The organism is bacterium (assembly GCA_030247525.1).
GTDB lineage: Bacteria > Electryoneota > JAOADG01 > JAOADG01 > JAOADG01 > JAOTSC01.
Genome location: JAOTSC010000093.1, coordinates 1 through 13,527 on the forward strand (window position 1 = coordinate 1; position 13,527 = coordinate 13,527).

Here is a 13,527-nt window from a genome sequence, read left to right on the forward strand (position 1 = left end):
AGAAATTCTATTCATTTTATGTATTGCGTATTTTTTTTTTGGGGAGGGAGCACCTCTTGTAATCTGAGAATTACCAATACTCAGAGGAGTTTGAAATGGCTTCGTATTTTCGCCCTTTACACTTCGTATCGCTGGTTCTTATTATAGTTGCAGCAATGAGTACCCAGGTATTCGCACAAACATACTCACTCTCCTTTTCTGGGGGAAGTGCATCGATTCCAAATTCCGGCGCTCCATTAGGGAGTGCTTCGCGGACTATTGAGTTTAAACTCAAAACTACTGGATCTGGCTGGAGTCTCGGTTATGGAACTCGGTCTGCGCATCAACACTTTTGTTTTTGGGATCAAAATCAAGGAACTTTTGGACTTAGCCGGTTTTACGACGATGCGATCACCGGTGTATCTGTTACCAACAATGTATGGCACCACATGGCGGCAACGCTAAGAAATGACACGCTGAGATGTTATCTAGATGGATTGCTAATCTACACTTATCCCGGTTTTACTGTTAATACTACTGGGAGTACACATACAATTAACTCCCCCTATGGAAATTCACAGCTAACTTTGTATTCCGATATTCGAGTTTGGAATTATGCTCGATCAGGTGATCAAATCAGAGCCAATATTAATACTGTGTTTTCATTACCAGAGACTGGTTTAGTAGGATATTGGAAGCTTAATGAAGGAACGGGATCTGTCATTTCCAATAGTGTTCCGGGTGGTTCTAGTGGAACTATTTCTGGAGGTACTTGGAGTACTGATGTCCCACCAGTGATCAGCTTGCAGTACCCAAATGGATTTGAGACATTCTGTATAGGTACTGAAGATTCTATTAAATGGACATCATCTGGTGTTATGGGTACCGTAAATGTTGAACTCAACAGAAACTATCCAATCGGAAACTGGGAGTCACTTTATTCAAATCTGACAAATTCTGGGTGTGTAAGTTGGACTCCAAGCGCACCTCCTTCATCAAATGTGAGGATACGGGTAATATCAAATGATAGTCTATTAATCGGAGATACCACAAATAGTAATTTATCAATTCTATCGAGTGTTGAATGGCCAATTTGTTCTCGGCTAACACGCTCTGAACTTAAGAGAATTGTGTCAACTTCTACAAATGATATTTGTGTCGTTGGTGATTCAGGTTCTATTCATCGTAGCACCAACAATGGGGTGTCTTGGTCGCAGCAAACAAGCAATGTGAATTTGCGCTTAAACAGTGTTTCATTCTATAGTTCCTCTAATGGCTGGATTGTGGGTAACTCTGGTACTATACTTTACTCATCTAACGGTGGTGGAAGTTGGAACATTCAAACTAGTGGTACTAATAGTCATTTCCTAGATATATTTGCAATGGATGCTAACAATGCATGGGCAATCGGTAATCAAGGAACGATACGTCGTGCCATGGCAGGAGGGTGGACGATACAAAATAGTGGTGTTACTAATTCACTTAATGGAATTTATTTTACAAGCAATTCCACCGGGTGGGTTGTTGGTTCATCCGGTACAGTTTTACAAACAGTGAATAGTGGTGCCAATTGGAGTAGACAGACAATTTATACTCAGTCTAATCTCAAAGCTGTTAGCTTCTCTGATCAGAATAATGGCTGGATTGTTGGTGATAGTGGATTAGTTTTGTACACACCAAACAGAGGCGCAAATTGGGTGTTTCAAACAAGTGGAGTAACTGCGAATTTGAATTGCATTTCCGTAGTTGACAGTAACACTTGTGTGATTGGCGGTGACCTTGGGGTAATTCTAAAAACAACTGATAGAGGGCTATCTTGGTTACGTCAATCTTGCGGAACATCTGGTAATATCAATTCAATTTCAATGATTAATCAGAATTCTGGGTTTGCTACGAGTAGTGGTGGGATTGTATTGAGATATTCCAATTCACTTTGGATAAAGGATGATACATATTCTGGCACTCCTCAACAATTTTTATTAAAACCCATTTATCCCAACCCATTCAACTCCTCTACAACGATTTCTTTTTCACTTCCGAAAACGAGTGACATCGAACTGAAACTATACGACTTAAACGGACGTGAAGTGAAATCTCTTGTATTAAACGAGAGACAGGCACCAGGTACATATCGCTTTACATTAGATGGAAAAGACTCCTCAACGGGAACGTACTTTGTTCGCATGCGAGCAGGTGAGTTCGTTCAAACGCAGAAGATCGTTTTACTGAAGTAATCTAAAGGTATTGAAGACATTATGTACCCCGAGGAAACCATTTCTCGGGGTTTTGCACACTTTTCCTCTTTTTCCGGTATGTAACAAGTAGGGGGAATCACTTTCAGGGCTCCTACGAGTCCGGTGGTTTCCGGTTTACTTGGTTACGTTCTGGAACTCTGATGCATTACTCTGTACATCCTGACGACATGTCTCCCACTGAGCGATTCGATGAGATCGCCTGCATTTTAGCCTCTGCATTCTCGCGTTTACGCTACCCGAATTCTCATCAACAATCAATCTCTGAACACCAATACCAAGAACCATGTAATCCAAGCGTAGCAAGCGATTCCGGGAAGATTGCTGCTGTGCAAAAAAAGATATCGCTCCCTGATGGACTTTGCTCGAAACATGGAGATTCTCGAACGTCAGCACATTTCTTTTGTCTCTGTTACTCAGCAGTTCAACACGACTCATTCGATGAGACGACTGACCCTCAACATGTTGCTCTCTTTCGCACAACTCGAGCGGGAGATTATTTCCGAGCGCACCCACGCTAAAATGAGTGCTGCCTGCAAAAAAGGAAAGTGGATTGGCGGCATTCCAGTGCTTGGTTACGATATCCATCCACAAAACCGAAAGCTGGTCGTCAATCCTGAGGAAGCGCTTCGAGTTCAGGAAGCCATAACTAAGATGGCTCAGTCAAATGCATGACCGCTACATTTTCATCTGATTAAGATGCAAGAGAGGATTCTCATTTCAGTTCCTTCCGTCGTTTCGGGGAGTCGATGTTTGTGTTTTCCTGTCGATTGAGCTTCGCCTTTTGTTCTATTGGAAACTGATTTCTTGATTGTTCTGTAATCCCATCGGCCGAAGAACTCCCGCCGTTTATTGCAGTGACCTGGTAATACTTGTTTCCCGTTACCCCGAAATCAACATAACTCGTCTCAGTTGCCGGTACCGTCGCAATTAGTGTACCACTTGCCGGTGGAATGAAGTACCCAATTGAATCGCTGCGATAGATTCGGTAACCGGTAATTGTTCCTGTCCCTGCCTGCCAATTTAGTGTTGCGTTGTTACTTGAATAGGTGATATGTAGTTGTTCCGGGGCTGATGGAGGTGTCGATGAAACCGTGCTGAAGCTCCACACCGGTCCGGCGAAAGTATTGCTGCTGTCGGTTGCAACAATCTGCCAATAGTACGTGGTGTCTTGATTGAGCGCAGCGATTGGTGTATACGACAATCCCGGTTGATTACTCGACACAATCGTTGTGGGTGGATTGGTCAACCCAAGAAGCACATTGTAACCGGTCGCACCGGAAACCCCCAACCAGTTTATAGTTGGTCGCAACGTTTCGACGATGCTGCCATTTGCCGGTGAAAGATTGTCCGGAACGCCAATCATGGGATAGTTCGCATTCCAGTTTGTATTTGTCAATTGTAACGCTGATCCGGTTCGCAACTCGCTAAATGCGGTATTACCATTGTTCTCATTGAACCGCCAGTAACCGACCAATCCCGCTTCATTACCCGCCGGGAGCGAGCGCCGATCGGAAGCAATAAGATTGGCGGCACGGGTATAGCTCCAAATTCGGAACTCATCAATTGCTCCAGTAAATGAGGAACCGGGGTTCCCGGAACTACCGATGTGAAGTGTACTCCCATGAGACATCACAGCAAACGACGACACCAGTAGCAAATCATCGAGGTAGATTTTCAGGTCTGTTCCTTGTTGTGTTACTGCTACGAAATGCCACCGGTTGTCGGCAACATTAACCGTACTGAATGAAAAACCAGTGTTTGCTCCGACGCAACTCATGATTCCATTATTGATGAGCAAATTCATGTCCCCTGATCCCATACCGGAACTCAAACCGTAACTCATCAGGTAATCCGTAGAAGCGGCAACATAGTTTGTCTTAAACCAGAACTCAATCGTGTAGTTGAAAGTATAGGCTGGAAGCGGACTAGCCACGAAAGCATCGCTGCCGTTCGTCCGGCTGAATGAGAGGGAAGACCGGTTCGGAGCATTGGGATCGATTATCGCGAAATTGTTATCAGATAGCCATTGCGCCGAGGTATCGGCAAGATGATAAAACCGAATACGAGCTTGATTCGATGCCGTACCGGAAACAAGCCAAGGCAAGGCTCCCGTGTTGGGAACCGATGCAAACAATGTTTCCCACGCGTCAATTGGATAGTTTCGGTTCAATTGGACACAAAGCAATGCCGTGGTATCCCCGACAGTCCATCGTAAAGTATCGGTCGTACCAATTCGGAACGATTCCCCACCGTTCGGACGAAGCATAACTTCGGATGTTGTCATAAAAGTACGGATGAATCCGGTAGTACTAAGTCCCGAAGAATTACGGGCAACTACACACCAGTAATATCGAGTGCCGATTGCTAACGTCGTTCCCGGAGTGAACGTTGTGTCGGAGATGGCAGTACCCACCCGAACCGATGCATTCAAACCAGTGACGTCACCCATGTTCTGCGAGAGGTAAATATCGACAAAGTCCGTTTGGTCGCCGGTGCGCCATCGTAGTATTGGATTTACCGGTACTCTTGTTGCACTATCCGCTGGTGAAATCATTAGCGCAGCATCGGGATAAAGTTGTGAAGTGTATGTCCAAATATACCCAGCCGTGTAGCAACCTCTTACCTGTGGATTTACCTGCCAGTAATAGCGGCGCCCTGCCGTTAACGCTTCCGGTAGCGTATACACTGTATCCGAGGTTGTTGCCGAGTAAGTTAAACGCGGCGGTACGATGGTATCGATCCTGATTTGATAATTGTTGATTCCCGGTACCGAAGTCCAACAGAAAGTTCGATTGCTTGCTGGTATCCCGATTCCCGAGTCGACCGGGCTCACGACCATTGGCAAGCCGTTTGCAGGAATGGTAGTATCCCAAGCAGTACTACTCAACTGCGCATTTGTTCCGGTTCGAAGTTCACTGGCACACGTACTACCGGAACCCTCGTTGAATCGCCAGTATCCGACTAAATTGGATTCATATCCGGTCGATGTCGTCCTCATATCAACACGGATTTCGGTATCGTTTTTTGCGACATTCCAAATCCGGAATTCATCAATATTACCGCCCGTAAAACTATATCCTGCAGCTTGAGCGGAACCGAGGTTAATTGTATTGGTGTATGGGTTGGAACTCGTGAGCATGCTGACTAATCTGCCATCCAAGTACACACGGTAGTTGTTCGACGAGTAGGAGGCAGCGATAAAATGCCAGACGTTGTCACTGATTTGGATGCCGGTATGTCCATAAGCAACTCCTTGCACAATGGACGACAAACAACCGTTCTGTACGAAGATGCCAGCGTTTTGAGTATTGCCCCCAGAATAAAGTAGATATTGAATATCTGAACTAATCGTCGAAGTTTTCACCCAGAATTCCATCGTGAAGGGTGAAACCGGAACACTCGGAAGTGGATTCGTTATGAATATCTGACTCGTCAAATCACTGGAAACTGAGGTGGTGTTAGCCCCACCCGGTGTAACGATACTAAAATTGCTTTCCGAAGTATCGCAGAAAGTAGTGTCGCTTACTTGAAATATTCGAATTCGACTGTTGTAAGAAGAACCCGTTCCCGTAACCAGCCAATTCACCGAACCGGTATTCGGTTGCGAGGCAAACAATGTACTCCAGCCCTCCGACGGGTAGTTGCGGTTCAATTGAATACACACATTACCGGTAAAGGTAATTGGGTGCCAGAGAATTGAATCGGTTTCACCAATTCGGTATACCAAGTTGCTGTTGGGTCGAATCAGCGAACTCGGAGCAACGGTAAACGACCAAACCGGTCCCAGTGTCGTTTCGTTTGTTACCGAGTTACGGGCAACAACGCGCCAATAGTAAGTTATACCACTTTGTAAAACCGACGCAGGTGTATAATTCGAATCATTCGACGCGGTAACCACTCTGACTGAATCCGCAAGATTGGCGACGGCGGCGGACGACGGCGACAAATACACATCAACATTACTGGTGTTGGCACCGGTTCGCCATTGTAACTGTGTGTTCCGACGCTGGTTGGTCGATTGATTCGGTGGGGTGATGTAAATCGCTGTGTCTGGTATTGCCGATCCGGAAACCTGGATGTTGTCGATGTAAAGTGTTGTTCCCCCGCTATAGGCATCGGTAGTCCGCAGCGCGATCTGAAATGCATCCCTGTTATAAACACTAATCGGGACACTAAACGCTGCATGTAGCCATCCGTAACCGGGCGTCAGTAGCGTAGGGGAAGTATTGCTTGCAAGGCGCAGCAGGAGATGTTCGTCGGCGGCAAATCCGTTCCGGATTAACACAGCCAACGTGTCGTAATTGTTCGCGTGGCTGTAATTATATGAATAATCGAACTCGATTTTTATCGTTTGGAAACTTGATGCCGACAAGATTGGCGTCCAGAGGTAATTATGTTGTCCTAAATACACGGGTAAGTTGCCAAGGATAATCGCAGCAGTGGGATGGTCGACGATGAAATCGTCACGGCGCCATGTCGAACCGTGGCTTCCGGGTACTACTGTGAATTCATGCGGGGGGAAAGTCGTACTCCAAAAATCTTCGAGAATTGGGATTGGACGGGAAATCTGGAATCGTCGCACCGGACTAGCGGTCGTTGTGTTTGTCCCGGCATTTCTCGCAACGACTCGCCAATAGTAAATGACGCCCGTAGACAAAGGGGCAGGTGGAATGTAAACGGTATCGGTGGTCGAGCTTAATACTCGTGCTGTTGGTGCGAGATTGGAAACAGTAGAGTCATTCGTTGAGAGATATAGATCGAAATTATCGGCATTTACGCCCCCTCGCCATTGCAATGTTTGTGTCGTAGGAACATTGATAGCAGAATCCACTGGTGCCAAACACACTGGTATACTGGGAAAGAGGGGTTGAAAGAGATGGACGTTGTCGAGATTTAGATCTGCCGATAAGATCTGGCCTGAAAACAAGATATGGAGCGATGGCTGGTTTAATGCTTCGACGGGTAATGATACTCGGACTGTTTCCCATTGCCCGTTGGTAAAAATAGTTCCATCTTGCCAACGGCATAAAGGAACAGAACTTGTCCCAACATAGTATACAAAAAAGTAATCACGGACATCGCGCGAGCTAGTATTTATATCAAAAGATAGAGTCAGACCGGTCATACCAACGGTAGAGATGTTCGATGTTGTTAAAGTCGTTGTACCATGAAACAAAGCGGAACCGAAATCGCCATTACCCACAGTATCACGAGTGCAGCTTGAATTAAATTCGCTTGTACTTGACCACCCGGCGGGAGGAAATTGCAATCCGGTGAACGATTCATTTAATTCAGAAAGGTTCGTGTTAAATCGCCAAACCGGACTTGAACAGGTATCGCCATCGGCATTTGTCGATATGATTCGCCAGAAGTATATCGAATTGATCGCTAAGCCGCCCGGTGGAACAAACGAAGTAGCAGTGGAATGGGTTAATACGCATGCTGCCATCGTAAACCCATAGACACTGGTTTCGTTGGTAGATAGATACAGATCGGAATACAGATTCGCACCACCATTCTGCCATATCAATGTATCGTTGAGCGGAACCGCCGGTTGGTTGTTTAATGGAAAAACATTGGTAGCAGGAACCGGAGGACTGCTCTTCGTTCGGAAAGTATAGACCGGTCCCACGGTAATTTCGTTCGTCGCGGTATAGCGCGTAACAACTCGCCAATAATAATCGGTATAATACCGGGTGCTATCGGGAAAATGATAGGATGTGGTCGTAGTCGCCGAGAGCACGCGAGCGCTGGAATTCATTGAATTAACTGCGGTTTGGTTGGAAGAAAAATAAACATCAGCATTGGTCGTCCGAATACCGTATGACCAAACGATTGCGGTATCAACCGGGATTCCTGGGAAAGCGTTTAACGGATAGATATAATTTGCCGTTGCTGGTGCTTGGCTTTCGGTCGTGAATCGCCATATTGGGCTCCACACCATTTGACCGTTCCAGCACCGAGTTGCGACTACCCAAAAATAAACCTTCCCCCAGGCAAGATCACCCGGTGGATCATAAGTAGTATCCGTAGTTGCCGATAAAACTCTGACACCGATATTATGTGTTGAGATCGAATCCAAACTACCCGAAAAGTAGACATCGCAATTGACCGTATTTGCGCCAGTACGCCACTGAATCGCTGAGTTTCGCAAGACACCGGTTGCCAAATCAGCCGGTGACACAAAGATTGCGGTATCCGGTAAAATGAGCGGACATTGGAACGACCAGACAGGGCTTGGTACAGTCTCTCCGGTAACAACATTGCGCGTGACCACCCGCCAGTAATACCACACCAATGGATCAAGTGAATCAGCCCCAGTGTAAATTGTATCCGTTGTCGCCGAAAGTATTCTACTACCAGGGTTCATTCCAGTAACATAGGATTGAATTGCGGAGAAATAGACATCGGCATTGCTGGTATTGGCGCCATATCGCCAGCGAATTCTTAGTGCCCGATTCAGACGAGTACCACCATCTGGTGGATTAACTAAAATTGCAGTATCGGGTATCGTTACTTGAGTAGTGAATGACCAGATTGGACCATTCACTGTCTCACCGGTTAAACTATTCCGAGCAACTATCCGCCAATGATAAGTTGCATTACCTGAGAGTATCGAAGTAGGAGTATAGAAAGTATCAGTGACAGCATTTGCCACCCGTGCGGCGATATTAAGATTTGATACATTCGTCTGTGAAGTTGATAAATATACATCGACATTATTTGTATTCGTCCCATTCCGCCATCGCAACGGAGTCGTGACCGCGAGATTCGTCGTTCCATTTGCCGGTGAGACCATTACTACCGTATCGGGAATCGTTACCTGTGTCGTAAATGACCAAATCGCACTGGGAGTTGTTTCTCCCGAAGTGGTGTTTCTAGCAACGACTCGCCAAAAATACAGCGAATTACCTGCCAGCAACGTCGGGGGAGTACACATCGTATCCTGTATTGCGCTCACGATACGTGCTGAAGCATTCAACGAAGACACATCCGTTTGAGTCGTCGAACAATAAACGTCAACATTGGAAGTATTGTTACCCACTTGCCACCGCAAGCTGGTATTCACAGCAACGTTCGTCGCACCATTGATTGGCGTAAGCAAAACAACCGTATCGGGAAGAGTAGCGGCTCGGGTTGTAAACGTCCATACCGGACCAACAGTCGTGTCCCCGGTTACGGAATTTCGTGTTTTTATCCGCCAAAAGTATTGAGTGTTGTAGGCAAAACTGTTTGTTGTTCGAGAAGTCGCGGTCGTCGCATACATCACTCGTGCGCTTGTATTCAGTGAGTTTACCAGAGGAAGATTGTTGGAAAGATATACATCGGCATTGTTCGTGTTCGCACCATATTGCCAGTACATCGGGACATTGATACTTTGATCGACTGCTCCATTTACCGGGCTTACCAATATTGCAGTATCAGGAGCTGTAACAATGGTATGAAATGACCATACTGGACTGGACGTTGTATCGTTTGTTTGCTCGTTTCTCGCGACCAATCTCCAATAATACTGACTATCACCCTGCAGATGGACAGGAGGAGTATACACGGTATCATAAACGGCAGATAATACTCTAACAGCAGAATTAAGAGAGTTCACATTAGTCAGGTTCGTGGAGAAATACAAATCGAAGTTGCCTGTGCGCATTCCTGTAAGCCATCGTAAAGTCGGAGTAGTGGAGATATCTGAACTTCCATCACTGGGGTATGAAAGAACCGGTGTCCACGGTGCAGTCATTTCATCGGCACCAATATCAGTCGCTAATGCATTTCTCGTGGTTCCCTCGATGTCGACCGATGTATAACCTGTACCCCTGCCGCGACCCGGTGAATTCAGTGTTTCATGCAGATCGATATTAATGCTGTCGCTTACCAGTAATGGATTGGTCGAAAGTGAATTGGCATCTTGTCCGGTTGCGGTTTGCCATGATGACAAAGTCACATAGTCAGAACCGTCATAAAATCCAATGGCACCATTACTGGAGTATGGGAAGTAGAATAAGTTATTTGAGGTAACAAAAGTACCAACGGTTTCCAGATCGATACAGTAGTGTTTCGCAAAACCCGTCTGGGAAGTCGTACGATTAAAAAGAATATTATTCTGGAGAGTTACGTTTCCAGTGGTTGCAATTTGTACCGCAGCAGAGGAAGTAAGAGCTGGATTGCTTTGTTGGGCTTGGTTGATGAGAGCGGTGTTATTGTAAATTGAGTAATCTGCGGCATTGGCGGCAAAGATACACGCCTCTCTTACAGTACTTTCCGTGGCTGTTGCTGTACCATTATCCTTCATACCCCAGATGAAATTGTTGTAGATACTTATCGAAGAACCAGCATCAGCGATTGAGTAAATGCCATAGATATTTCCGACTCCTGACGGACCGGTATTGTTCCGGCGGATGTTGAAAATCCTGTTATTGTAAATGGAAGCGTTCGAAATTACTGAACTAAGCATTATTCCAGCAGCGGTTTGACTGCCGGTTATCGTAATTTTATTGATATCGATGTCATGGATACTAAGGTTTGTCTGATTGGCTGCATATATTCCGTAAGCTTCTGTACTGGATTGAATATCATCAGTCGAACCACTACCAATGACGAAGCGATTCGTATCCGAAAGACTCGATGTCAAACTACCAATTTCATTACCGGTACCCCGGAAATTACTGCTTTGAATCCATACTCCGATTTGACTGTCCGTGATTTTTAGATTCAGTAAGTGAATATTGTTGCAAGCTCCGGCACTCGAAGTAGCTGACGTCGAGAGGATGGCTACTCCTTTGCTGCCGGGGTGATTGCGATTGAGTGAGATAGTCGCATTCTTAATGTTATTGGAACTCGCACCATCAGTTGCCGAAGATGCAACGACAAGATATCCGTAATCTCGACCGAAGTGCTGGTACTCGTGTCGTTTACACTCACACCATCGAAAGTCACAAAGTCACAGCCATTCAGTTTGATTAACGAGGTCTGGGTAGAGGATTGGACAGTTACTGTACCAGATTCTTTTCGGAAAGTAATGGGGTTGGAGGAAGAAGCACCAGCTATCGATGAAATTTCGACATACTCAGGATAAACACCGCTACGAATATTAAAAGTCACACCACCTGTTCCCACTCCATTCGCACTAAGATCGCTGATTGCTGCAGCAAAGGTTGTGTAATTGGGGCTGGTGCCACCGATGGTCCTTGAACCAGTCAATGGAGTCGCAAAAGAATGATGAGCTACCAGGATTAACAATACTGCGGTTAATAATTTTAACCGATTCATATTCACTCCTGTTATCAGTAGTTGTGAAAGATCAAAAAGGAATAGTCAGGGCGAGACAGGTCTCCCATTCCCTGATTCTATTCCAAACGTCGTAAGTCTACCTTAAAACTATCTTCAATGTACCAAGCAGAATAATACAAATCAAAATCAAATTGCCTTTTCAGAAATGCCTTAACTAAGTGATTGGGTCGAATATGTGATTGGAAATCACTCCCCGGTTTCATTCCATTCTCGATGTAGCTTTTCTCCTAACCCTGAAACGGCAGTTTTGCCGAGATTGACGATGCGATTAGCTGTGCATCAGTTCACGCGGAACAGAAGCGGTTCTACTCGATCAAAATGCTGTTATTAGGCGTTCCTGTTGCGCAGGTAATCAAGAATCTTTCGGTCTCTTTGCGTTCCCTGCTACGTTGGATTTCCAACTGGAATCGCGATGGTATCAATCGTCTGAAAACCAAAGCTCTGCCCTCTGGTGCACCTCCGAAAGCTCTGGATGTTTTGCGCCGTTGGTTTGCGATATCCTCTGCCGTCCCGAAGAGTATGGCGAGACACACTGGACGATTATCAAACTACCCGGCATCCTGCACGAACAAATCCAGTTGGAATGCGGCTATTCGACGTTAACCCGACTCTTCCGCAAACAGGGTTTTGTGCGGAAAGCCACCCAACCAACCCTATCAGCAGAATGAAGCTGCCTGCCAAGTCTTTCGGAAAGCGATTCTGCGGAAACTGTCTGATCCCGAACTGACGGTCTGGTTCGGCGACGAAACGGGCATCTCAGCCGACCACCGACCCCGCAAACGATGGGTGCATAAGGGGAAACGGATAACGATTCTAACCAACGGAAGCCATCGGCAGGAAAATAGAATCGGTGCCGTTCAGCCACAATCGGGGCGGTTGATCGCATTGCAGGTACCGGAAGTCGACAGCGATGTGTTTCTGGTCTTTCTCGACGAGCTCGCGAACGAGATAAAAGGCGAAAACACATTACTGGTGCTGGATATCGCATGATGGCATAGGTGAACACGCTGAAATGGCACCACAACATATCGATGTATCTGCCAACCTACTCACCCGACCTGAATCCAATAGAGCGGCTCTGGCTCTATCTCACAAAACACTACTTCAACAATCGGCACACCCAAAAGTACACCATACAGTGAGACTGGGTAGCTTGGGCGTTCGATCAGTTGTGGAAAATACCTAAACGATCCATTCCGTTACAAAAAGAGTGAAGAGAAGACCACAAATAGGTAACAATACATAGCAAGGGTATACATACACTTGGACTCGCTATTTCGAAACGGTTACCTTCTGATGCGGGAACAACCATCCGGGTTGCTCGACCATGTCATTGCGAGAAAGCGCTTAGCGCGACGAAGCAATCTCATTCCGTTGGGACAGGAACTTCAGCCCACTGTCTGATTGCTGATTCGCTATTGATGAAAATTTGCGGAAGTGAGATTGAGATGATAAGAGAAAAAGGACGGACGTAACGAATGAGCCCAAAAACTATTTCAGTAAGTGGAGAAGCAAGCGATACCGATTACACTTATAGTGTAATTTTCGAGAATGCATTAGAAGGTATCGCGATCACAGATTCAACTAATATGTTTATCGACGTTAATCCGTCGTGTTGTAAAATGCTTGGTTATGATCGCACTGAGTTACTTCAGTTATCGATTTTCGACGTGTTTGTTAAAGACGAAATTGAGTCGATGAAACATGTTTTCGATGAGTTACTATCAACGAAATTGGATTTTGTGGAAAAGAAGATACTTCGAAAAGATGGATTGTCAAAACATGTCGAGTTAAACGTAAAAAAGTTACCAGACGGACGATTCCTATATTTTATTTTCGAAATGTCGGTGAGCAAAATTCACAAAGAAAAACATCAGCTTACCGAGCAAGAAATTCAAAACATCATCTGTAATTTTCCATTCGGTTCGCACCATTATGAATTGCAAGCTGGAAACCGACTTGTTTTCATGGGGGCAAACCCCGCCGCTGACGAAATATTGGG

General features: G+C 45.6%; 7 protein-coding genes and 1 pseudogene. 6 read left to right on the top strand and 2 right to left on the bottom strand.

All coding sequences use genetic code 11. From position 1 onward, the window contains the following. Positions 1-95: 95 nt before the first annotated feature. Both OEM52_09490 and OEM52_09495 read left to right on the top strand, forming a co-directional pair. The gene (locus OEM52_09490) at positions 96-2,213 is read left to right on the top strand and encodes a YCF48-related protein (GenBank protein MDK9700364.1); all 2,118 of its coding nucleotides are present in this window, start codon (positions 96-98) and stop codon (positions 2,211-2,213) included. Positions 2,214-2,576: 363 nt separating this feature from the next. Next, positions 2,577-2,870 (top strand): annotated as a pseudogene (locus OEM52_09495) (recombinase family protein). A 76-nt stretch (positions 2,871-2,946) separates the two neighbouring features. Here the strand turns inward: OEM52_09495 and OEM52_09500 are convergent. Then, positions 2,947-10,866 carry a hypothetical protein gene (locus OEM52_09500; protein ID MDK9700365.1) on the bottom strand — a complete coding sequence of 2,640 codons (7,920 nt, stop codon included), beginning with the start codon at positions 10,864-10,866 and terminating at the stop codon, positions 2,947-2,949. Positions 10,867-11,006: 140 nt separating this feature from the next. Next, positions 11,007-11,504 carry a hypothetical protein gene (locus OEM52_09505; GenBank protein MDK9700366.1) on the bottom strand — a complete coding sequence of 166 codons (498 nt, stop codon included), beginning with the start codon at positions 11,502-11,504 and terminating at the stop codon, positions 11,007-11,009. Between the two features lie 506 nt (positions 11,505-12,010). Here OEM52_09505 and OEM52_09510 point away from each other — a divergent pair. The 4 genes from OEM52_09510 to OEM52_09525 all read left to right on the top strand — a co-directional run. After that, positions 12,011-12,193, top strand: a complete 183-nt coding sequence (locus OEM52_09510; protein ID MDK9700367.1) for a hypothetical protein — start codon at positions 12,011-12,013, stop codon at positions 12,191-12,193. Further along, on the top strand, positions 12,153-12,515 hold the full coding sequence (locus OEM52_09515; GenBank protein MDK9700368.1) for a transposase: 363 nt from the start codon (positions 12,153-12,155) through the stop codon (positions 12,513-12,515). The genes OEM52_09510 and OEM52_09515 overlap by 41 nt, the downstream gene beginning before the upstream one ends. Before the next feature lie 41 nt (positions 12,516-12,556). Next, on the top strand, positions 12,557-12,667 hold the full coding sequence (locus tag OEM52_09520; protein ID MDK9700369.1) for a transposase: 111 nt from the start codon (positions 12,557-12,559) through the stop codon (positions 12,665-12,667). A gap of 336 nt (positions 12,668-13,003) precedes the next feature. Beyond that, a partial coding sequence (locus OEM52_09525; protein ID MDK9700370.1) for a PAS domain S-box protein occupies positions 13,004-13,527 on the top strand: 524 nt, incomplete at its 3' end.

Bases quoted from the DNA above. Each gene is read 5' to 3' on its own strand.
- OEM52_09490 (MDK9700364.1), top strand. From the start codon at position 96: ATGGCTTCGTATTTTCGCCCTTTACACTTCGTATCGCTGGTTCTTATT.
- OEM52_09505 (MDK9700366.1), bottom strand. From the start codon at position 11,504: ATGAATCGGTTAAAATTATTAACCGCAGTATTGTTAATCCTGGTAGCT.
- OEM52_09520 (MDK9700369.1), top strand. From the start codon at position 12,557: ATGTATCTGCCAACCTACTCACCCGACCTGAATCCAATAGAGCGGCTC.